The 23848-nt window shown below is 51.5% G+C and carries 10 protein-coding genes; 3 read left to right on the top strand and 7 right to left on the bottom strand.

Features of this window, described 5'->3' with window-relative positions; genetic code table 11:
• Window positions 1-33: 33 nt before the first annotated feature.
• The 4 genes from poxB to HX773_RS06515 all read right to left on the bottom strand — a co-directional run bounded on the left by poxB (window position 34) and on the right by HX773_RS06515 (window position 17392).
• Window positions 34-1755, bottom strand: a complete 1722-nt coding sequence (gene poxB / locus HX773_RS06530; RefSeq protein WP_176970892.1) for a ubiquinone-dependent pyruvate dehydrogenase — start codon at window positions 1753-1755, stop codon at window positions 34-36.
• A 155-nt stretch (window positions 1756-1910) separates the two neighbouring features.
• A complete protein-coding gene (locus HX773_RS06525) occupies window positions 1911-15203 on the bottom strand; it encodes a non-ribosomal peptide synthetase (protein WP_176970891.1) in 13293 nt (4430 codons plus the stop codon).
• A gap of 28 nt (window positions 15204-15231) precedes the next feature.
• The gene (locus tag HX773_RS06520; protein WP_176970890.1) at window positions 15232-16116 is read right to left on the bottom strand and encodes a hypothetical protein; all 885 of its coding nucleotides are present in this window, start codon (window positions 16114-16116) and stop codon (window positions 15232-15234) included.
• A gap of 379 nt (window positions 16117-16495) precedes the next feature.
• The gene (locus HX773_RS06515) at window positions 16496-17392 is read right to left on the bottom strand and encodes a lysine exporter LysO family protein (protein WP_176970889.1); all 897 of its coding nucleotides are present in this window, start codon (window positions 17390-17392) and stop codon (window positions 16496-16498) included.
• Window positions 17393-17529: 137 nt separating this feature from the next.
• Between HX773_RS06515 and HX773_RS06510 the strand changes: the two genes are divergently transcribed.
• Window positions 17530-19170 (top strand): ATP-dependent endonuclease, encoded by a 1641-nt coding sequence (locus HX773_RS06510; protein WP_176971011.1) that lies wholly within the window; start codon window positions 17530-17532, stop codon window positions 19168-19170.
• Between the two features lie 92 nt (window positions 19171-19262).
• Here HX773_RS06510 and cspD read toward each other — a convergent pair whose 3' ends face one another.
• Window positions 19263-19490 (bottom strand): cold shock-like protein CspD, encoded by a 228-nt coding sequence (cspD, locus tag HX773_RS06505; protein WP_007887624.1) that lies wholly within the window; start codon window positions 19488-19490, stop codon window positions 19263-19265.
• Between the two features lie 323 nt (window positions 19491-19813).
• On the opposite strand from cspD, the gene clpS reads away from it, so the two are divergent.
• Window positions 19814-20134 (top strand): ATP-dependent Clp protease adapter ClpS, encoded by a 321-nt coding sequence (gene clpS / locus HX773_RS06500; RefSeq protein WP_007887621.1) that lies wholly within the window; start codon window positions 19814-19816, stop codon window positions 20132-20134.
• Between the two features lie 55 nt (window positions 20135-20189).
• Entirely contained in the window at window positions 20190-22469 is a 2280-nt protein-coding gene (clpA, locus tag HX773_RS06495) for an ATP-dependent Clp protease ATP-binding subunit ClpA (RefSeq protein WP_008102430.1), read from the top strand.
• Between the two features lie 90 nt (window positions 22470-22559).
• Here the strand turns inward: clpA and infA are convergent, their stop codons facing one another.
• Both infA and aat read right to left on the bottom strand, forming a co-directional pair.
• Window positions 22560-22778, bottom strand: coding sequence for a translation initiation factor IF-1 (infA, locus tag HX773_RS06490; RefSeq protein ID WP_002211347.1), 219 nt, complete (start codon window positions 22776-22778; stop codon window positions 22560-22562).
• 346 nt (window positions 22779-23124) lie between these two features.
• Window positions 23125-23817 carry a leucyl/phenylalanyl-tRNA--protein transferase gene (gene aat / locus HX773_RS06485; protein ID WP_176970888.1) on the bottom strand — a complete coding sequence of 231 codons (693 nt, stop codon included), beginning with the start codon at window positions 23815-23817 and terminating at the stop codon, window positions 23125-23127.
• Window positions 23818-23848: the final 31 nt, after the last annotated feature.

The following is a 23848-nucleotide window of genomic DNA, read 5'->3' as shown; positions in this document are numbered from 1 at the left end:
CCCGCGTTATCATCATGTTTGGCCTGAATTGTTTTACCTCAGCCAGTTGGTTTTCGCCAGCTCCACGATCTCATCACCGCGCCCATTCAGAATGGCACGCATCATGTAGAGGCTGAAACCTTTGGCCTGCTCGGCTTTGATCTGCGGCGGCATCGACAACTCTTCCTTGGCGGTAATCACGTCAAGCAGCACCGGACCATCATGCGCAAAGGCTTCCTGCAACGCGCCGTTGAGATCGGAGGCTTTCTCGACGCGAATGCCTTTGATGCCGCAGGCGGCGGCGATGGCGGCGAAATCGGGGTTTTCGAGGTCGGTGCCGTCGGTCAGATAGCCACCGGCTTTCATCTCCATCGCCACAAAGCCCAGCACGCTGTTATTAAAGATCACCAGTTTCACCGGCAGTTTGAGCTGCGCCACCGAAATGAAATCACCCATCAACATGCTAAAACCGCCGTCGCCGCACAGCGCCACCACCTGACGCTGCTTGTCCAGCGACTGTGCGCCTAACGCCTGCGGCATGGCGTTGGCCATCGAACCGTGATTGAACGAGCCGATTAAACGACGTTTGCCGTTCATCTTCAGATAGCGCGCCGCCCACACGGTTGGCGTGCCGACGTCGCAGGTAAAGATGGCGTCGTCATCGGCGTATTCGCTGATTTGCTGGGCCAGATATTGCGGGTGAATCGCCAGCTTATCGTTAGCAGTGGCCAACTCGTCCAGCCCTTTGCGCGCATCGACATAATGCTCCAGCGCTTTGTCCAGATGCTGGCGATCGGTTTTGCTGGTGAGCTGCGGCTGCAGCGCATGCAAGGTGGTTTTGATGTCACCCACCAGCGCCATATCCACATGGCTGTGTGAGCCAAGGCTGCCCGGATTAATGTCGATCTGGATGATTTTGGCATCGGCCGGATAGAAGGCGCGATAGGGGAATTGCGTCCCCAGCAGCACTAAGGTATCGGCATTCATCATGGCGTGGAAACCGGAGGAGAATCCAATCAATCCGGTCATGCCGACATCGTAAGGGTTATCGTATTCGATGTGCTCTTTACCGCGCATCGCATGCACAATCGGCGCTTTCAGCGTTTCTGCCAGCTTCACCACTTCGGCGTGCGCGCCAGCGCAGCCGCTGCCGCACAGCAGAGTGATATTTTTCGCTCCATTCAGCGTTTCGGCTAACGCTGCCACTTCGCTGGCGGTTGGCACCACGTGCGGCAACTGCGGCGGATACCATTCGCTGCGTGCGCTTTCCGGGGCCGGCTGCAACGCCACGTCGCCGGGGATCACAATCACCGATACGCCACGATTAAGAATCGCTTTACGCATCGCAATGCCCAGCACCTGCGGCAGCTGCTCCGGATTGGAAACCAGCTCGCAATAGTGGCTGCATTCACGGAACAATTCTTGCGGGTGGGTTTCCTGGAAATAGCCGCTGCCGATTTCGCTGGAAGGAATGTGGGCGGCGATCGCCAAAACCGGAACGTGGTTACGGTGGCAATCAAACAAGCCGTTGATGAGATGTAGGTTGCCCGGTCCACAGGAACCGGCGCATACCGCCAATTCGCCGCTGATTTGAGCTTCGGCGCCGGCCGCGAAGGCCGCCACTTCTTCATGGCGCGTCGGCATCCATTCGATGGTGCCCATGCGATTCAGGCTGTCGCTCAGCCCGTTAAGTGAGTCACCGGTGACGCCCCAAATGCGTTTTACGCCGGCGTTTTCCAGGGTTTTTGCCAGCATTGCCGCCACAGTTTGCTTCATCGTTATGCTCCTTTCTGGTGTTGAGCCATCCATGCTGATGGCGAAAACGTGTCAGTCAGAAAGCGTAGACGATGAAGCTGGCGTGTAGCCGTGAAAAAATGCGGTGTAAGTCACTCAGAAAAGAGAACAAGCCCCTTGCGGGGCTTGAGGAAGGATTACTGCACGATGTGAGTGATCGCCTGAATGAAGGTGTTACATAGCCTGCTTATCGTCTGCTCACTCAACTCGCCGGCATCGTAAAACAGTGACAGGTGGAGTTGATCGGCTTCCGGGATTAAGCACAGCACCGTTTGATGATTGCTGCCGCTGACGTTATCCAGCGGCGTCAACGTAAACGGCAGCTCGCCAATCTGCGCACTGGGCATGCTTTCAAACACAAACAGACTGCCAAAAGGTGACGTGGGCTGCCAGTCGCTGTCGTAATGATTCAGTTCATGGAAAGCGTACTGTTGCCGATCCGGCTGACTGTCTGCGATTTGAGCTAACAGCGTGCTCGCGGACTGCTGACGAATTGCCTGCAGACGCAATACCGGGCTGGCGACAAACAGCCCCACCAATTGGGCGATGTTATTAATATCCGCTGGACGCTCGCTCATAGTGGTACCAATAACGACATCATCGCACTCCAGCATCTGCGCCAGCGCTTGCATCCAAGCCAGTTGCGTAATCTGGTTCGGCGTGAAGCCGGTATGCGCCGCATAATGGTGCAATGCGGCAGTCTGATCGGGACTTAGGCTATGCGCGAACTTGCGCATGCGCTTTTCACGCGTCAGATCGATGGATGGTACATCATCACAGGCTAAACGCTGATTCATCGGCGCATCAGATAAATAGCCTGACCAGAATCGATCCGCTGCCGCAACGTCAAACTTTTGCAGCCACTGCGGGAACGCAGCAAAGCTGAGTGGCGTAAAATGAACGGCCTCGCCGCGTAACCGCCGCTGATAATCCTCCAGCAGACTGGAGAGGATATTATTCAGTGACCAACCATCAAACAGCACATGGTTGAAGGTTTGGATCATGTAGTGTTCGCTGGCACTGACGCGTACCACAATCACGTTCATTAATCCTGGTTGATCGATTGCCATAGGCCGGTTGCGCTCAGCTAACATGCGCAACTGCAACGCTGCGGGCAGTTGTTCGGCATCCCGCGTAGACCAGTCTTCCACGATCACCGGGAAAGCGATCTGTTTGCAGACAAAGGCTAATGGGCGTCTGCCATTACGGCTTTCGATATAACCGGTTCGCAGTACATCGTAACGTCGTGCCGCGTATTGCCAGGCTTCGGCCATCACCTGCGGATTAAAGTCACCGTCAATGCGAATGATGTTCTGATCAATCTGGAAATCCGGATTGATGCGGTTGAAATAGATCAACTCGCGCTGTGTATCGGTGGAAGGGTAAAGATTTTCAAGCTCAGTACGTTGCTGCAGGCTGTCTAGCGTCTCCATTGAGATATCGCAATCCGGGAAATCAGATGGGCTAAACCAGCTATTGCCGGCTTGCTGGTGGCGGTGGCAATGCGCTACGAGAGTCTCCAGTGTCTCTGCGAAGCGGGCCACAATCTGCGCGTTGATTGCTGCTGGTAGACCAGAATTGACGTTAATCAGCAATTCATCTCCTTCAATACTCACAACGAAATCAAGCAGGTTATGTGAGGTATTTTCTGGTGCGCTTTGCTCGCCACGACCATAGGGCAAAATCATCCATGGCTGCTGCTGCGCGCCACTAATCTGGCCGAGATAGTTGAAGCTAATGGCTGGCAGTTCATGTTTTTCTAACATTGGCGGCGTGTCAGCTGCTGCGAATTTTAATGCGCCATAGCCGAAGCCTTTGGTGGGAATGGCGCGCAATTGATCTTTGATGCTCCGCAGGCTTTGCACTTCGTCGGCATGGGTGCGCAGGCACAGTGGGAACAGCGTGGTGAACCAGCCGAGCGTGCGGCTGACATCGGCCTGTTCAGCAATGCTTTCCCGACCGTGCCCTTCCAGCGTGAGGTAAGAGGCCGCTTGCCCATGCCAGCTTTGAAGTGCGTGGCTTAACGCAGTGAGCAAAAAATCACCCACTTCGGTGTGATAGACGTGATGTACGTTATGCAGCAACCGACCGGTTAGCGTGGCTGACAGGCGCTGAGTGATCTGCTGGCGTGCAGTTTGACGAGTAGCCTGCTGCCAATAGTCAGGTTGTCCTGCTATTTGCTGCTGCCAGTAGTTCACTTGCGCCAGGTTCTGTGCGGCATAATCGCTAGTACACTGCACCCACTGACGATAGCTGGTGGCTTTGCTCTCCAGCGCGTTGCCTTCATATAACGTCTGCAAATCACTGGCGACGATGCGCCATGAAACCGCATCAATGATCAGATGATGGAACGCGCAGAACAGCGCTGGTGGCTGAGTGCCTCGGCTGTCATACAGATAAATGAAGCGATAAAGCGCATCGTGATTCAGCGTGAAATAGCGCTGCCATTCGCTGCATTTCTCCTCCAGCTGTTGTGGATGCGTCAGCATTGCGCGATCAAAAGTGGCAAACGACAGCGCTTCTTCCTGCGCGAGATAACGCTGATTAATTATTTGCTCACCGTCAAAAGTAAAGCGAGCGCGCAGCATGTCGTGATGAGCCACCAGCTTTTGCAGGTAGTGACGGAGATCCTCTGCGCGCAAATCCGCAGGTAATGCCAGGGTAAAGGCTTGATTGAACCAATGTGGGTTAGTCATTTTCAGACTATTGAACCAGTGTTGCACTGGCAGCAGAGCGAACTCACCACTCAGACAACCTTGCTCGCTGATGACGGCCTGTGGCTGAGGACGTAGCTCAATCAACTGAGCCAGTTGTTCAATGGTTTTTGCAGCGAAAATATCCCGCGTAGAACAGTGAATACCGCGTTTACGCAATTCGGTGGTGACGAGAATACTCTGGATCGAATCGCCGCCAACGCGGAAGAAGTTAGCGTTAATGCTTACGGGCTCACTGCTAAGCACCTGTTGCCACACTGCGGCAATGGTCGATTCCAGTTCGGTGCGCGGTGCGCGGTAATTGTCGCTGAGTTGCAGCACGGGGGCAGGAAGTCGTGCGCTATCGAGCTTGCCGTTAACCGTGACAGGGAGGCTATCCATTACCGTTATTGCCGCTGGCAACATGTAGTCGGGCAAGGTGCGTTCGAGTGCGCTCATCAGATCGTCCGGTGAGAAGGCGTGTCCCGGCAACAACACGCACCATGCACAGATTTTTTTCTGGCCGTCCAACTCACGCAGCAACACCACAGCATGTTCAACGCCCGGTTGCTGTTTAAGTGCGCTGACGATCTCTTCCAACTCCACGCGGAAACCGCGAATTTTGACCTGCTGGTCTTTGCGTCCCAGATACTCCAGCTCACCATCGGCACGATAGCGCACCCAGTCACCGGTTTTATACAGAGTACCTTCACCAAACGGATTGGCGACAAAGTGGCGAGCGGTCAAGTCTGGTCGATTGAGGTAACCGCGAGACACCGCGCTGCCACCGACATAGAGCTCCCCCGGTGCGCCCACGGGCACAGGTTTCATCAATCGGTTCAATACGTACAGCTGACGTCCGGCAATGGCTTTACCAATAGGAATCGACGTGCCGGTTTCAGAAGTGGTGATCTCGTAGACGGTGGTAAAGGTGGTGCATTCGGTGGGACCATAGCCGTTGAGAATATGGCGCGGGCGCTCCGGTTGCGCGGCCAACTGCCGCATAATATCTGCGGATAAGGCTTCACCGCCCACCAGCAGGTAGCGCAGCGAATTGAACAAATCGCGCTGGCGCAAATAAAGCAGGTCAAACAGCGATCGCGTCACCCACATCACGCTGACACCTTCTGTCAGCATTAAGGTTTTGAACTGAGCGGTATCACTGGCCAGCTCTTGTGTTGATGGCGGAATCACCAACTTTGCACCGTTCAGCAGTGCACCCCAGATCTCAAACGTTGCCGCGTCAAATACCGGGCTGGAAAGTAGCATCAGCGCATCTTCTGCACCCACTGCGATATACGGATTATCCACCACTAAATCGACCATCGCCTGCTGCGTGATGGGTACCCCTTTTGGCACACCTGTGGTGCCGGAGGTGAAGATGATGGCGCCAGTGGAATTTCTCTCGTGATTTATCGCAATAGCGGCTGCGCTTAAGGTAGAGAAATCTTCGTCGAGCAGTAAGCAAGGCAGGTCGATACCCGCGACATGATGTTGATGCTGCTGATGGGTCAACAGCATTGGCGTGTCGGTCTCAGCGAGAATAAAGGCAATGCGCTCTGCCGGATATTCGGTTGAGATTGGGACATAACATCCTCCCGCTTTCAGAATCGCCAGCATGCTAATGATGAGATCATGGCCTTTATCCATCAGCAGAGCGATAGGCGTTTCAGGCGGCAATGTTCCGCCATTGAGGGCGTCATAACGCGTCAGAATGTGGCGCGCCAGTTGGTTGCTGCGGTTCTCCAGTTCGGCATAACTGAGTTTGCTTGTGTGGCAGGAGAGCGCGATGCGATCGGGATACTGCTGCACCAGCGTCTGGAAACGCATCAGCAGCGTTGGTGCTGAACCAGTGAGAGGTTGTGCTGCCGGTTGCGCCATGTTGCAAGGCAGTTCAATGGTTTCATGCAGGCGATCAGGATTTTGTACGCACTGCTGGATGATCAGACGCAACTGCTGCAGGCGTTCATCGGCCTGAGAATCACTTAACCAATCGGTGAAAAACTTGAGCTGCAGGGTTAACGTTTCGTGAGATTCCCACGCCAGTAACGCCAGCGGATAGTCGAGCTTTTCGTAAGCGGCATCCATATGCCAGGCGTTAGCGATAACGCTGCTGTGGGCTGCGGCTGGGTAATTTTCAAATACCACTAAACTGTTGAACAGCGCCTGCCCATCGGTTTGCAGTTCCACCAGACTGATGTTGCTATGGCTGTTTAACTCGGCAATTTTTTGTTGAATCGCCAGCAGCACCTCCGCGCAGCATGCATCCTGTGGCCACTCAATCGCCAGCGGTAGCGTATTGATATAGGGCCCGACGCTTTGGTTGATATTTACCACCGGCAAGTCACGACCGGCCACCACGGTACCGACCTGGGTGTATTCATCCTGACTAAAAATTTGAATCAACTTGTGCCAGGCGAATTGCACCAGCGTATTGAGCGTAATGCCCAACTGGGTGATGCAGGCGCGCATCTGTTCGACTTCAGCCTTGTTGAACGTAAGGCCGCGTGAAGCCGCACTAAAATTATCGGATGTGGCGTTCAACGCACGCTCTGGCGCGAGGCAGCGCAAATCATTGGTGGTGGATAGGCGAGCCTTCTCCTGCTGCCAGTAGCGCACGTATTTCTGCTTGTTGCGATACAGATAGCGTTGCGCTTCTAACCAGCTGGTTTGCTCCTCGACCTGCGGTTGTTCGCCGCGCTGGAGCATTTCATAGTATTCATGGACGGCATTGAGTACGCAGGGCTCGCTCCAGCCGTCGCAAATGGCGTGATGCTGGCTTTTCAGCACGCTCCAGCGTTGTTCATGATGTTTGATCAAGGCCAAACGAATCGCCGCGGGCTGATGCAGAGAGAAGGATTGCTGGCGATCTCGCTGCTGCAATTGGGATAACTGTGCTTGCTGTTCGTGGGATGGCAGGGCGCTCAGATCAATGACCGGTAGATTCTCAGCCGGGATAGCAGCATCAGCGATAACCAGTTGTAGCATGGCGCCATCTTCCCAGTGAAACGCGGTGCGCATGATGGGGAAATGTTTTACTGCCAGCTGCCATGCCTGCTGATAATGCGTAATGTTGAGTGCGCAATCATAATGCATGAGCTGCTGAACGCGATAAGCATCATCCTGTGGATGTGCCAGCGTATGGTAAATCATGCCTTGCTGCAGCGGTGTCGCCGGAAGAATCGCCGACAAGGTTGGATGCAGCTGTTGCAGTTGCGTTAGCCTCGCTTCTGAGAGTGCAACCGGACCATAATCGCTGGCGGTAAGTTGTGGCAATTGCTGCGCTTTCTCACAACACAGCGCAATAACTTCGCCTAACGCTTGCTCAAACGCAGCGGCAAATTGTTGGGTTTGTTGTTCGGGTAACTGGCTATTGATAAAGAACCTAAGCTGTCCGCCGCTTACCGCCCCGTCCAGCGTCAGGGCATAGGCGCTTACATTGGCACCATTGACGGTCTTGCCACAGTGTTCGGTCACCAGTGACCAGGTTTCTTGAGAGCTGGAGAGCACACCGAGATAGTTAAATGCGATTGAAGGGAGGGCGAATTCACCGAGTAAACCCTGCTGATGTGCAATGCCGTAGCCCATTCCTTTAGCCGGAATCTGACGCAGCATCTCTTTGGTCGCGACAATGGTTGCGGCAGTATCGGTTTGAACCTGCAAGTTCACGGGGAACAGGGTAGTGAACCAGCCGACGGTTTGCGACAGATCGATTTGTTCATCCCACGGCTCACGACCGTGTCCTTCCAATGTAATGCAATGCTGCATGCGACCGCTAATCTGGGATAGCGCCTGCGCCAGCGCGGCCAACAGTAAGTCGTTGATGTTGGTATTCCATGCCTGACCGGCATCGCGCAGCAGTTGCTGAGTTTGTTTGGCGCTAAAGTTGATCGTTAGGCTTTGCGCTGCAGCTACGGATTTAAAGGCCGAATCGGCATCTGATGTCGCCATTACCCGCTGCCACCACAGCACATCATCGGGATGCTGCTGCAGATACTCCTGCTGCGCGAGCGCCCAGCGGCGGTAGCTGGTGGACTTATAAGCTAACGGACCTTGTTCTATTAGTTGTTGCAAGTCCTGGCTGAGAATACGCCAGGAAACGGCATCAATAATTAAATGGTGGAAAGCGAACCACAGGCGGTCGTGACCACCTGGATGGCGGCGAATTAAGGCTGCACGCCATAGCGGCCCTTGCTCATAGTTTAAGCCCGCCTGTAAGGCAGTGAGCTGTTCTTCTAGCTGCGTTGCGGAGTAAGAGGCCGCGTCGATTTCAGTTAGCATCGGCGACGTAAATTTTTCACCCGCTTCAATCCATTGCTCAATCGCATCTGGCGCATTGCGATAGTGAGTGCGTAGCATGTCATGCTGCTGGGCAAGTTGCTGCAGCGCTGACTGGAGTTGTGTCGCGCTGAGTCCGTCAGGCAGACGCACCATAAATGCCTGATTCCAGTGATGGGGCTGCACGAAATTCTGATCAAAGAACCACTGCTGTACCGGTAATAGAGGACATGCCCCGCTGATCGCCTGCTGCTCTTGCGTAATCTGTTCCACTTGTCGCTGCAGAGTCTGTGCCATTTTAGCCACGGTAGGTGAACGATTTATCTCGCCTGCGTCGAGGCTGTAACCGGCTTTGCGTAGTTCAGTGACGAGCAAAATGCTTTGAATTGAATCGCCACCGATACGGAAGAAGTTATCGTGGATGCCGACCTCATCAAGATTCAGTACTTTCTGCCAGGCGGCGCAAAGACCCTGCTCAAAGGCATCACGTGGAGCACAATATTGGTGATTGAGGGAGGTTGCCGGTGTTGGTAGCGCTTTTTCATCCAGTTTGCCATTCGCCGTTAACGGCAGGTGATTAAGCAGATTAAAACTCGCCGGGATCATATATTCCGGTAAGCGCTCCTCGAGTAGCTGGCGCAGTGAGGCAATATCCAGCACGCTATCCTTTGCGAGCACCAGCCAGGCGGCGAGCTGTTTTTGCGTGCCCGCTTGCCATACTGTGACGGCCGATTGCTGAATCCCGGGCAGGTTGAGTAGCGCCATCGCGACTTCATCTGGCTCTATGCGGAAACCGCGGATTTTAACCTGATTATCAATACGGCCCAGATAGTCGAGATTGCCATCTGCCAGTTGCCGTACACGATCGCCGGTGCGGTATAAGCGGCATTTCAGTTGTGGATGGACGATAAAGCGCAGCTCACTCTGCTCCGGTTGGTTGAGATAACAGCGGGCAACGCCGAGGCCACCGACATAAAGCTCGCCAGGTGCGCCCTCAGGTACTGGCTGACCATGACTATCCATAATCCATAAGTGACGACCATTAATCGCTTTACCCAACGGAATGGTTGCGTGTTGCTCATCCGATGGAACGGCATAGACAGTGGTGAAAGTGGTGCATTCAGTTGGACCGTAACCGTTAAGAATGTGCTCAGGCCGTAAAGGTTGTGCTGCCAGCTGTTTCATGATCGCCGGAGTCAGCGCTTCACCTCCCACCAGCAGATAACGCAACTGATTGAATAGCTGATTATCCGCCAGATAGAGCGCATCAAATAATGAGCGCGTCAGCCACATAATGCTGACTGGTTGCTGCTGCATTAGCGTTTTCAGCCGGTTGGCATCGCTTATTAACGCCATGGAATCTTCAGGTATGACCAGACTGGCGCCGTTGAGTAAGGCGCCCCATATTTCAAAACTGGCGGCATCAAACGCCGGATTGGCGAGAAAGATAAAGCGATCATCTGGATTAATACGGATGTAATCAGCCTCAACCACCAGCGCCACTAATGCCGCTTGCTCAATGATTACCCCTTTGGGTTTGCCGCTGGTACCGGAAGTATAAAGAATGGCTCCAGCCAGAGCCGTCTCTCTTTGCGGCGGCGACATGATTTGTGTATTGCCTGTTAATGACTCAGCTAAACACGTGATATTGATATCGGCCTCTGTCGCAAACAAGGTTGAGACATGATGCGCATGGCTCTGACTGGTGATCACCTGACGTACGCCTGCATCCTGTGCAATAAGGTGTACGCGCGCTGGTGGGGTATCAATGGCAATCGGTAAATAGCTGCCGCCAGCTTTCAGGATGGCCAACATCGCCACCAGCCACTGCGGCTGTTTCTCCATCAAAATGATGACCGGCTCTTCAGTTGAGATGCGTCGAAACAATTGCTGTGCCAACGCGTTAGCTGCGGTATTGAGTTGCTGATAGGTGATGGATTGTTGCTGCCAGATAATCGCGGGGTGAGCTGGATAGCGACTCACCATCTCTTCAAAACGAGAAATGAGTCCCTGTGACTGCGTCGGTGAGGGCTCTTCCATCGGCCCCAATGTCACGCCAAGCGACAATGCGTCGTGCGGTTGTTCGGGATGTGCACTTGCCATCGCCATTAAACTCGCCACATGGTTAACCAACTGCGCAGCGCGCGTTTCGCTCATTAATGCGGCATCGTAATCTAACGAGAGTGTTAACTGCTCATTGCGCAGAAACGCCAATAGCATCAGTGGATAATCGGGCTTTCCTTCAATGGCCAGTGATTGAGCATGCATGCTAATGCCATCGGTACTACGAGATTCCGGATAGTTTTCAAATACCACCATGCTTTGAAATAGACGTTGTTGCCCAGACTGCAAATCAGATAAGGCATAAGCATGATGTTGATTCATGGCGACAATCGTTTGATGAATCTGCTGTAGCTGTTGTCTTACGCTTTCACCCTCCTGCCAGTTGACCGCCAGAGGTAAGGTATTGATAAACATACCGGCGCTCTCTGTAATGCCATCAATTGGCAAATTCCTGCCTGATAACACGGTACCAACCAGGGTTTGCGTATCGTTAGTGTATATTTGCATCAGCTTATGCCAGGCAAATTGCAACAACACATTCAGCGTGGTGCCTGCTTTCTGACAGCTCTGTTTAAGTGTCTGCACCGCATCGCTATCCAGCGTAATTTCGAACGCTTGTGCTTGTTTAACCTGCAGGAAATCTGAATGTTGATGGGGTTTATCGAGCAGCCAACCGATGTTGTTTGGCGTGTTGAACGTCAACGCCTGCTGCTGCCAGAATGCGTGGCTCTGCGCATTATGTTCTTGCAGCCAGCACAGTGATGTCAGCCAGGCGGTCTCGGGTTCCACCTCAGGCTGCTCGCCAGCCATCAAACGGTCATAATAGCTATGCAGTTGTTGCCAGATGTTGTTGCAGCTCCAGCCATCAGAGAGCGCATGATGCTCACTTTTGATCAGTTGATAGTGATCGTCTGCCAGCTTAAGCAGAGTCAGACTTAGAGTTCCTGGTCTTTTAAGATCGATGGGCTGGGAACGTTGTTGCTGCAAAAACCACTTCAGCTGTTGCTGTTGCTCATCCGCGCTGTACTGCGAAATATCGATGAGCTGCATTCCCTGGTTGCCCTGAGGTTGCCAGGGCAATACCTGCTGGCGGAAAGTGCCGTGCTGCCAGTCAAATTGGGTGCGCAGCGCGGGATAACGTTTACGCACTAAATCCCAGGCCGCGAAGTAGTGGGGCAAATCCAATTCACAACCATAATCCATTACCTGCTGGATAAAATAAGCATCATCGTCGGGATGCATCAGACTCCAGGTGAGCAGGCCCGCCTGTAATGGTGTAACGGGATAATAGTGACCTTCAGGCTGCGGTGCTTTAGCGTGTTTGGTCATTTCACGTCGTGTGAGATGCTGTGCGAACTCAGCCAAGGTGGCATGATGGTCCAAATCGCTTAAATTCGCGTTATATCCCGCCTCACGTAGGCCGGCAATCAGTTGAATTGCCTGAATCGAATCGCCACCCGCGCGATAGAAATGGTCCTGCAGCAAGATCGTGGTGTCGTGAAGAAGTGTTCTGGCGAGGTGCAGCACGTGTGACGCGACGGGTGAGGCTGTTGTTTCCTCTTCAACACATATTTCACGCGCAGGTTTACCCAGTGCGCGATAGTCCAGTTTTCCGCTTAAGGTTAGAGGGATTGCCTGTATCGGTGTAAAGAAACGCGGGACCATATAGCCCGGCAGTTTGGCGGATAATTCTTGCTTTAACTGCTGTGGCGTTATGATTTCACCGGCCTTAACGACAAACCAGGCGGCAAGCTGTCCACCTTCAGATTTTGGTAATGCAATTACGGCGGATTGTTGAATCGCTGAACAATTATTGAGTGCGTTCTCAATTTCGCTTAACTCGACGCGATGCCCGCGAATTTTGATCTGACCATCTTTGCGACCACAAAACAGCAGATTGCCATCTGGCATTTGCTTCACCTGATCGCCCGTTTTGTAAAGGCGGCCTGGTCGGAAAGGATTGGTGATAAAGCTGCTTGCCGTTTGTTCTGGATTATTAATATAGCCTCGTGCCAGACCTCTTCCACCGATATAGAGTTCCCCCGATGCGCCTTCCGGTTGCACTTGCAAATGATTATTTAAAATATAAAGTTCGCGTCCTGTAGTTGCTTTGCCAATGGGAACAGTATTCATGGCAAAATTTCGTGGAATTTCGTACCACGAACTCATCGTGGTGCATTCGGTTGGACCGTAACCGTTAAGGATCTTTTCCGGTCGCTGAGGACGTGAACTTAATTCACGCATAATGGCGACGGTAAGTCCTTCGCCACCCACCATCAAATATTTGAGCGGATTGAACAGGTTTTTATCCAGTAAATAGAGGGTATCAAACAGCGTGCGCGTAACGCAGATGAAGGTAATGCCTTCGTCATGAATCAACTGGCGAAAGGCAGTGACATCACTGGATAATGTTTGAGTACTTTGTGGAATCACTAACTTTCCACCATTGAGCAACGCGCCCCAAATTTCGAGTGTGGCGACATCGAAAATTGGGCTGGCGAGGAAAAGACTGCTGTCCTGATGCGTCAGTTGTAGATAATTGGTGTCGGTGACCAGTTCAATAATGGCGGATTGTTCAATCAATACACCTTTAGGATTGCCGGTGGTGCCCGAGGTAAAAATAATCGCGGCTTCAGAATGAGTCGGCGAGGCCAGTGGTTCACTCACGTGTTTATTTTGCAATGAGGGCAGATCAATAGTGATCGTTGCTGGTGGTGCTTTCATCATGGCAACCAACGCTGCGGCTTGCTTATCGAAAGCGGAAGTCACCAGCATTAATGGGCTGGCGCTGTGTTCCAGTTGATAACAGGTTCTTTCATTGGCTGCTTCAACGGCGATCGGCATATAAATATGTCCCGCCTTTAGAATCGCAATAATTGCAATAATAAATTCCGGGCCTTTATCGCAATAAATAGCAATCGGCTGAGGTTTAACCGGATTCAGCAATGCTGCACTCAAGTCTTCTGCTAATCGGCAGGATAATTGATCCAGTTGGCAATAAGTCAGATAGCTTCCACGATAGCTAAGTGCAATACCTCCTGGATATTGTCGAGCGATGTGTTTAAATTGGGTTACCAGAGACGAAGTATTTCTATTCGGTATTGTAGCAGTAGGCGGTAATAGCTGAGCAATATCCTGCTTTGTTAATAATGGCAACGTTAAGAGTGGCACATCAGGGGCAGCCAGTGCGTTCGCCAACAGGTGTTTAAAATATTCTGCGCATCGGCTTACTTGCTGGTCGATAAAAATCCCGTTGCGATAGCGCAAACGGAATAACCAGCCATCGGAAGTCTCTTCATACTCCAGCGATAAATTGATACCGCCTAAATCACAATAATAATCGTGCAGCGGCGTGACGGAGCATTGGTTAAATGTGAAAGGCGTGGTACGCAAGTCAGTCTGGGCAAAAGCAAGCTGTAGATCACGACAGCCGCTATATTGCAAAATTTTGTGGGTAGGCAACTCATTGACGAAGCAATCAACGGGTTGTTCTTTGTGTCGAATAATGCCTTCAGCTTGCTGGCAGAGATGATTAAGTGTGCAGGTATCTTGCAGTTTCACCAGCATCAAACTGGTATTAATCTGCGCGCCGAGTTGTATATCGGCTGCCTTGCGAATCGCCAGTGGATAGAAAAGGGTGACGTCATTCTGTCCCGCGCAGCGCGCCAGTAAGGTAGCCCAAACCTGAGAAAAGAGCGTAAAGGGGCGATAAGTAAAACGGGATATTTCGCTCCAGTTTTGTTTACTGAGAGTGAAACGAACTTCAGAAATAGTGCCGGGTTCGGCATGATGATTTTGCTGCTCATTCACAAATGGCAAAATGAAACTTTCATTTTCATTGGATGCTAAATTTTGCCAGAAAAACTGAGTTTTTTCGTTGTCCAGTTTTTCAGCATGATGACGAAGCTCGCCATATTTTTCAGCGATGGTTTGCCAGTTGCCATTACATATAGAATTAGGGTTGTTATAGTATTCGCTTATTCTATTAATAATATTTTTAAATTGATTTCCATCTAAAATAATATGATGAAAAACCAATGTCAGTATGTGATTTTTATCATCGGTTTTTTGCAGCAGGATTCGATAGAGTGGACCTGAGGTGAGAGTAAAAGGAGATTTTATTAAATTAGATAACTCTTCGCTATCGTTATAGGTTGTTATCTTTATGTCAGGATTTATCTCTTGCCACACTGGTTCATCTTTATCGATATTAATGTAGCTATTAAAAAGAGGATGGTCGTTCAAAAAACGGCGCATACTTTTCAGGAAATGATTTACATTGAAATCACCCTGAATGTGTTGCGTAAATGAAATGTTGTACTCACTGCTAGCAGGATTTAACTGATAATCATGCCAGAAAATCAGTGAATAAGGGCTTAAAGGGATTGAGTGCATAATTTTCCTTCCTGATTGGATATGGGAATTAACGGCGTTCTAAACGGCTTATCCATGTGTGTGCAGGGTCAAAGTCCAGTTCTTTACCTTTATTGGAAGAGAGTAATAAATTGAAGTCTTTCTTGTTTATTATTTTTGGTGTTTTAGCGGTTAATTTTTCGAATCGTGATTTTGGTAGTAAGACTTTGCAACGGATATGAAAATATTGACTGGTCTGTATTGCCCAAAAGAATATCTCATCACACGTATGGGAGAGTTCAAGTATCTCTGCATAATCCTTGGTTAATCCGAAAACGCAATAAAAGTCTTTATATTTGATGAAGTGAAATCGTTGATAGAGTGGATGTTGCTGCAGATAATAAAAATAATTAAGGTCCTTTTTTCGACCTAAATTGTTATAGAATGATATGTCTGAAATTTTTTCAGCGCTGATCTCCTCAAATAATGTAGAGGATCTTGCCGGTTGTAAAAGAGTGTCAGCATAAGGCGTAATGTAATTTGTCGTCGCCGTGTATTTGTCAAAAATTTTTTTATAAATGGCTATTTTTCGGTCGTCAGAGTAACAAATGACAATATCGGTGTTTTGTTGGTGCCCAGCTAATAGCAAACTTTTAATTAGGCTGGTGGATTTTACTGCGTCATCAATACCGAGATCGCCAATAATGTTGACCGTTCGATGTTGTAAGTTATAAGTAAAAGAGTAGATAGTGGAAATGATGATTCCCTGAGTGACATGATCGCTTTGATGACGATATACACGCTTTATTGGGGAAGTTAAATGATCGGTGTCTTTAAAATGCTTCCAGGTAAAAAAATCCTTTCCACCTAAATCACGACCATAAAATTGACTAATGGTGTCATAGTCAGTGTCAAAAACACGAGAGGGATATAATCCTTTACTTGTCATCGTCATATGAATTTTTATCCAGTTTTTTATGAATAGAAGTTCCTTTGGCTGGAAAGTAATTTTATTTGTTTGTTAAATCAATAATGTTTTTAATTTGTGAGTTTTGGCTTAAAAAATTATTGGCTTCTTTTCATATGTTGTTTCTGATTGTTTTCGAAAGTTTTTTATAAAAAATAAAAAAGTGAGAGGTTAAATGGCCTTTTTGGTTTTTTTTGAGCTTGTCTATCTGACGGTTCTTGTTTTTTTGTAAACTTTTTCTGAAAGTAGATAATTTTAATATGACACTTTAAGATAAAATTTTTCTTTACGGCTCAGATTGATGCCTGTTAATAGCTAATGATCAGCCAATTAACGATACGCAGATTTATCTGCGTATCGATTAAAACTATGCCGAGAACAGGGCGATAAGGATTGGCGCCAGCAAACTCATAATAAAACCGTGAACAATCGCAGCGGGCACGATCTCCATGCCGCCGGTGCGTTGCAGGATTGGCAGCGTGAAATCCATCGAGGTCGCGCCGCTCAAGCCCAGCGTCATGCTGCGTTGACGCGTGATCAGCAGCGGAATCAGCATAATGGTGATCAGCTCACGCAGCAGGTCGTTGAAGAAGGCGGCGCTGCCTATCACCGGGCCGAACGATTCGCTCATCAGAATGCCGGAAAGTGAATACCAGCCGAAACCGCTGGCTAACGCCAGGCCGGTTTTGATTGGCAGATCCAGCAGCAGCGCGGCGATCACGCCGCCCACCAGCGCACTGCACAGCGATACCAGCGCCACCAGCATGCCGCGCCGGTTGATGGTGATTTGACGCAGCGTCATGCCGCTGCTGCGCAGCTGAATACCGACCAGCAATAGCATCAACATTAAGGCGTATTCACTGATGGTCGAGGCGTGACGCAGTGGCGCCCATTGACTCAAACCGAGCAGAAAGCCCGCCAGCACCGAACCGCACAGCTTGAGCGACTCCAGCGCCATATGCAGACGCGACGGCAGCGCTTGTGGCTTGTGCTGATGACGCCACGGCCAGCGTCGCTCCAGCAGCCACAGCGCCAGCAGCGAGCAGGCAAGAATGCTCAGCATGCTCACCAGCGCGATGTGGAAAATGGCCAGCAAATTGCTGCTCAGGTTATCGAGAAACGCCAGGCTGGTGCCCATAAAGAACAAAATGATGTAGACCAGCGCGCTCAGCGTGCGGGCAACCGCCTGCAACAGCGTGGTGTGGCGCAGTGGCAACAGATAGCCAAGAATTAGCGGCAAAAGGAAGATAATCAATCCGTACATGTGAGGTTTCTATCCATGATTTGCGGGCTGCCACGCTAGCGAAAAACGGTTGAAGTGTAAACCTTTTCCCCCGGCGCTGACTTGACCAACGCAGCGTGGCGGACCATGCTCAGGCAAAGCAGCGGATGGAATGTATGATGATTCTGGAACATATCGATATTCACGGTTTTCGCGGCATTAATCGGCTGTCATTGCCGTTGACCAGCACCAATGTGCTGATTGGGGAAAATGCCTGGGGGAAATCGAGCCTGCTCGATGCATTGACGCTGTTGCTGGCGCCCGCCGCCGAGCCTTATCAATTTACCGAACACGACTTTCACTTCCCGCCCGGCGACATTGACGCCCGCATGCGCCAGTTGCAGCTGGTATTTCGTTTTCGTGCACAGAGCGATGATGAGAGCGCGTTGTTTCAGCCCTTTTGGCAGCACGATGAGCATGGCCGCTATATCCGTTTCAGCACCCGCGCTAAACGTCAGGATCAGGGCGTAAAAACCAGCTGGCGTTTCATCGATCAGCATAACGATGTGTTGCCGATTGCAGGCACCGACGCGGCGCTGGCTCATCTGCGCGCTTATTATCCGGTATTGCGTTTACGCGATGCGCGTTTTGGCCGTCGTAACCGCCATGCTGACAGCGATGCGGAACGCCGCGCGACGACCCTGACGGCATTGGCGCAGGAAGTGGAAAAGCTGACGCGCGATTTGGTGGTGCGTCCGCAAACGCTGAGTGACGATCTGCTGCGCCAGGGATTGCATACCATGCAGCAGCTGCTGGAACACTATTTTCTGGTGCAGCAGTCAGGCAGCAGCGCGCCGCGCGTGGCACCGGAAGTTCGCGATGGCAGCGAAGGCTGGCGATCGCTGGATAAACTTAATCACCTGATTGCCGGCACCGAATCACGCAGTCGTCAGGTGATTCTGCTGCGCATGTTCTCGCTGTTGATTCAGGCGCACGGCAACGAACCGCTGCCGGCGGGCGCGCATCCGCTGCTGCTGGTGGAAGATCCGGAGACGCGGCTGCATCCCATTATGCTGTCGGTGGCGTGGAATTTACTGGAACTGATGCCGCTGCAAAAAATCGCCACCACCAACTCGGGCGAATTGCTATCGCAGGTGCCGCTGGAAAATATGTGTCGGCTGGTGCGTGAACCCGCGCGCGTGGCGGCATGGCGTATTGGGCCCGAAGGTTTAAGTGCTGAAGAGAGTCGCCGTATCGGCTTCCACATCCGCGTGAATCGTCCTTCGGCGCTGTTTGCCCGCTGCTGGCTGCTGGTGGAAGGCGAGACCGAAGTGTGGATTATCAATGAACTGGCGCGGCAGCGTGGCTATCACTTCGCGGCGGAAGGGGTGAAAGTGATTGAGTTTGCGCAATCGGGTTTGAAACCGCTGCTGAAGTTTGCCCAACGCATGGGCATCGCCTGGCATGTGCTGACCGACGGCGACCAGGCTGGCAGCAAATATGCGGCTACTGCTCGCAGCCAACTGCCGTCGGCGGCACGGGAAAGCGATCATCTCACGCAGTTTCCAGCACCGGATATCGAACATTTTCTCTATAAGCAGGGTTTCAGCGATGTTTATCACCAGACGGCGCACCTGCCGTTAAACGCGCCGATGAATACGCGGCGTATTATTAGTAAAGCCATTCAGCACAGCTCGAAACCTGAGCTGGCGATTGCCGTCGCGATGGCTGCGGCTGAACGCGGGCCACAGGCGATTCCGCCGTTGCTGGATCAGCTGTTTGCGCGCGTGATGTGGTTGGCTCGCGGCCGGGCGGATTGACGAAAGGGTGAGATGCGCCAAATAAAAATGCCAGCGTCTGCGGCTGGCATTTTTTTTCGGGAGTGGTCAGAATACGTGAAACAGCATGCGCGTTAAGCGACCGCGGCTTGCGTGGCTTCACAGGGCACAATCAGGCTGGCATGATTGCCTTTTGGTCCTTCATGGACATCAAACTGAACCTGCTGGCCAGCTTTCAGCGTTCTGTATCCCTCCATCTGAATCGTGGAGTAGTGTGCGAAGATATCGTCGCCGCCGCTAATCGGACAGATAAACCCGAAGCCTTTGGCGTTGTTGAACCATTTTACTGTACCCGTCTCCATGCTTTTACTTCCCTCGCAAGACATTTTGATAAGTAGGTGAGGTCATTGAAGCTGTGAGTCGAGTTTGTTTAAAACTCAATCAGCTTGTGTTAGTAGAATGTAGAGAAACGGACCTTATCGTCAAGCAAACGGCCCTGGCGGACGGGGATAAATTCATCAAAATTTGAGGCAGTTAACGCTATTGCAAATTTTGTGATACAGGTCGCGCATGTGCTTTTAGGGCCAGTTTTTATCAACTGAAAACCGGCTTGACAGGCATGTTAAACTTTAGGAATGGGCGCAGAGATGTGCACAACCGTAACGCAGAATTTCGACGGAACATTATGGCAAACACAAACGACTGGCTTAATTTTGAACATCTAGCCGAAGATAAAGTACGCGAAGGGTTAAAGCCGCCTTCAATGTATAAAGTCATTCTGAACAATGACGATTATACACCTATGGAATTTGTTATTGACGTTCTGCAAAAGTTCTTTTCTTATGATATTGAACGTGCAACGCAGCTGATGTTGAAAGTTCACTACCATGGAAAAGCAATCTGTGGTGTATTCACTGCAGAAGTGGCGGAGACCAAAGTAGCCCAGGTGAACAATTACGCACGAGATAATGAACATCCGTTGCTGTGTACGCTAGAAAAAGCCTGAAGCCATCTCCATATAGGAGATAGGTTGTCAGAGCGATAATTGGGGGAGGTGCCAAATGCTCAATCAAGAACTGGAACTCAGTTTAAACATGGCTTTCGCCAGAGCGCGCGAGCACCGTCATGAGTTTATGACCGTCGAGCATCTGTTGCTGGCATTGCTCAGTAACCCGTCGGCCAGAGAGGCACTGGAAGCCTGTTCGGTGGATATCGTGGCTCTGCGTCAGGAACTCGAAGCCTTCATCGAACAAACCACGCCGGTGCTGCCTGCCAGTGAAGAGGAGCGCGATACCCAACCTACGCTCAGCTTCCAGCGTGTGCTGCAGCGCGCGGTATTCCACGTCCAGTCCTCCGGTCGCAGCGAAGTCGCAGGCGCGAACGTGCTGGTCGCGATTTTCAGCGAGCAGGAGTCGCAAGCGGCTTATCTGCTGCGCAAACACGAAGTGAGCCGTCTCGATGTGGTGAACTTCATCTCCCATGGTACGCGTAAAGACGAACCCGGCCAGCCGCAGAACAATGCGGAGAATCCGGTTAACGAAGAGCAAGCAGGCGGGGAGGATCGTATGGAAAACTTCACCACCAATCTTAATCAGCTTGCTCGTGTCGGCGGAATCGATCCGCTGATCGGCCGCGATAAAGAGCTGGAACGTACCGTTCAGGTGTTATGCCGTCGTCGTAAAAATAACCCGCTGCTGGTGGGGGAATCGGGCGTGGGTAAAACCGCGATTGCTGAAGGACTTGCCTGGCGCATTGTGCAGGGCGACGTACCGGAAGTGATGAAAGAGTGCACCATTTACTCGCTCGACATCGGTTCGCTGCTGGCGGGTACCAAATACCGCGGTGATTTTGAAAAACGCTTCAAAGCGCTGTTGAAACAGCTGGAGCAGGACAGCAACAGCATCCTGTTTATCGATGAAATCCACACCATCATCGGAGCCGGTGCGGCATCTGGCGGTCAGGTGGATGCGGCAAACCTGATTAAGCCATTGCTCTCCAGCGGTAAAATCCGCGTGATGGGTTCAACCACCTATCAGGAATTCAGCAATATCTTCGAGAAGGACCGTGCGCTGGCGCGTCGTTTCCAGAAAATCGATATTACCGAACCTTCTGTGGAAGAGACCGTACAGATCCTAAACGGCTTGAAACCGAAGTACGAAGCGCACCACGATGTGCGTTACACCGCGAAAGCGGTTCGTGCGGCGGTGGAGCTGGCGGTGAAATACATCAACGATCGTCACCTGCCTGATAAGGCCATTGACGTGATCGATGAAGCCGGTGCGCGTGCGCGTCTGGTGCCGGTCAGCAAGCGCAAAAAAACCGTCAATGTTTCGGATATCGAAACCGTGGTGGCGCGTATTGCGCGTATTCCAGAGCAGAGTGTGTCAGCTACCGACCGCGATACGCTGAAGAATCTCGGTGACCGTCTGAAGATGCTGGTGTTTGGTCAGGACAATGCGATTGAAGCACTGACAGAAGCGATCAAAATGAGCCGTGCAGGTTTGGGCCAGGATCGTAAACCGGTCGGTTCCTTCCTGTTTGCGGGCCCAACCGGTGTCGGTAAAACAGAAGTTACCGTCCAGCTGGCAAAAGCGCTGGGTATCGAGCTGCTGCGTTTTGATATGTCCGAGTATATGGAACGTCACACCGTTAGCCGTTTGATTGGTGCGCCTCCGGGCTACGTTGGTTTCGATCAGGGCGGTTTGCTGACTGATGCGGTAATTAAACATCCGCACGCTGTGGTGCTGCTGGATGAAATCGAGAAAGCGCACCCGGATGTCTTCAACCTGCTGCTGCAGGTGATGGACAACGGTATGCTGACCGATAACAACGGCCGTAAAGCAGACTTCCGCAATGTGGTGCTGGTGATGACCACCAACGCCGGTGTGCGTGAGACTGAGCGTAAGTCGATTGGCCTGATTCATCAGGACAACAGTACCGACGCGATGGAAGAGATCAAAAAGATCTTTACTCCAGAGTTCCGTAACCGTCTCGACAACATTATCTGGTTCCGTCACCTGTCTCAGGAAGTGATTCATCAGGTAGTGGATAAATTTATCGTCGAGTTGCAGGCTCAGCTGGATGCGAAGGGCGTATCGTTGGAAGTGAGCGATGATGCGCGCGATTGGCTGGCTGATAAAGGCTACGACAAAGCGATGGGTGCGCGTCCGATGGCACGTGCCGTACAGGAAAATCTGAAGAAACCTTTGGCGAATGAACTGCTGTTTGGTTCGCTGGTTGATGGTGGATCGGTATCAGTAGCGCTGGATAAAGATAAAAACCAGCTTACTTACCACTTCCTGAGTGCGGAAAAACGTAAAACCGAAGGTACAGTGCACTAAGCGGAATGCAGATATGAAAAAGGCCGGATGCGAATCCGGCCTTTTTTTTGCGCTAAGTTTGTGCAATCAGCGCGAGATATAAATATCTACTTAGCGACTACGGAAGACAATGCGGCCTTTGCTCAGGTCGTACGGGGTCAACTCGACAGTCACTTTGTCGCCCGTCAGGATGCGGATATAGTTTTTGCGCATTTTACCGGAGATATGAGCGGTAACCACGTGCCCGTTTTCAAGCTCTACGCGGAACATGGTGTTCGGTAACGTATCCAGTACGGTACCTTGCATTTCAATATTGTCTTCTTTGGCCATCGAATCCTCTGGGTGTACTACCAAACTGTTGAACCGGCAAGATAATGCCGAATTCCATGATTTATGTAAAGAACCGTTGATGATTTTGCCAACGCTTCGCCGTGCGTCGCGCCGTTGCGCGTGCAGTACGGATAAATTAGGGTGTTTTTTGACGTCTGCGGGGGATTAGCGGGCTAAGAATCTGTAGCAATCGGCATCAGTTGCACAATCAAAACAGCTTCGGGAAATGTGTGAGATTCCCAACCTGGCAATTCCGGCTCGCCACAGCGAAGCGCGGACGACATACCAAACTCGCTTATTGTATCACTTTTGTCGGGAATTGTGTGCAAAACATCGGTGACCGATGTCAAAAAAGGGTTTGTGTGTGCCAGCAACTCTCGGAAACCGGTTGCCACGCCAGCGTTTGCACGTACTGCAGATAATCGACGCGGGGAATTTCCACCGCACCGAGGGAAGCGGTATGCGGATTCAGCACCTGACAATCAATCAGCCGGCCCTGATGCGCCCGAAAATGTTGCGCGAACACCCAGAGCGCGGTTTTCGAGGCATTTTCCTGACGGCTAAACATCGATTCACCGCAAAAAATTTGCCCCAGCGCCAGGCCATACATTCCGCCGACCAGTTGCTGATCGCACCAGACTTCAATCGAATGTGCATGGCCCAGTTCGTACAACCGCAACCACGCACGTTTCACTTCAAAAGTGATCCACGTCCCTTCCTGCCGGCCGCTGGCACAGCCTTCCAGCACCTGCGGAAACGCATGATTCATGGTGACGCGATACGGTGAGCGCTTATGGAAGCGCGCCATACTGCGGCTGAGATGGAAAGATTCTGGCAGCATGACCGCGCGGGGATCCGGCGACCACCAAAGAATCGGATCGCCCGGAGAAAACCACGGAAAAATGCCACGCTGATAAGCATTCATCAGGCGGGCAGGAGAGAGATCGCCGCCCATCGCCAATAATCCATTGGGCTCGCGCAGCGCCATTTCCGGTGGTGGAAAATTTAATGAATCTCGTGAAAGCTGTATCAGTCTCATTGCATCAATCACACTCAGGGCCGTTGGCTAA

It is taken from the genome of Pantoea sp. B9002, from assembly GCF_013385945.1.
Lineage (GTDB): Bacteria > Pseudomonadota > Gammaproteobacteria > Enterobacterales > Enterobacteriaceae > Pantoea.
The sequence above is the reverse complement of the archived record's forward strand: the minus strand, read 5'-3'. Positions and strand labels throughout refer to the sequence as shown.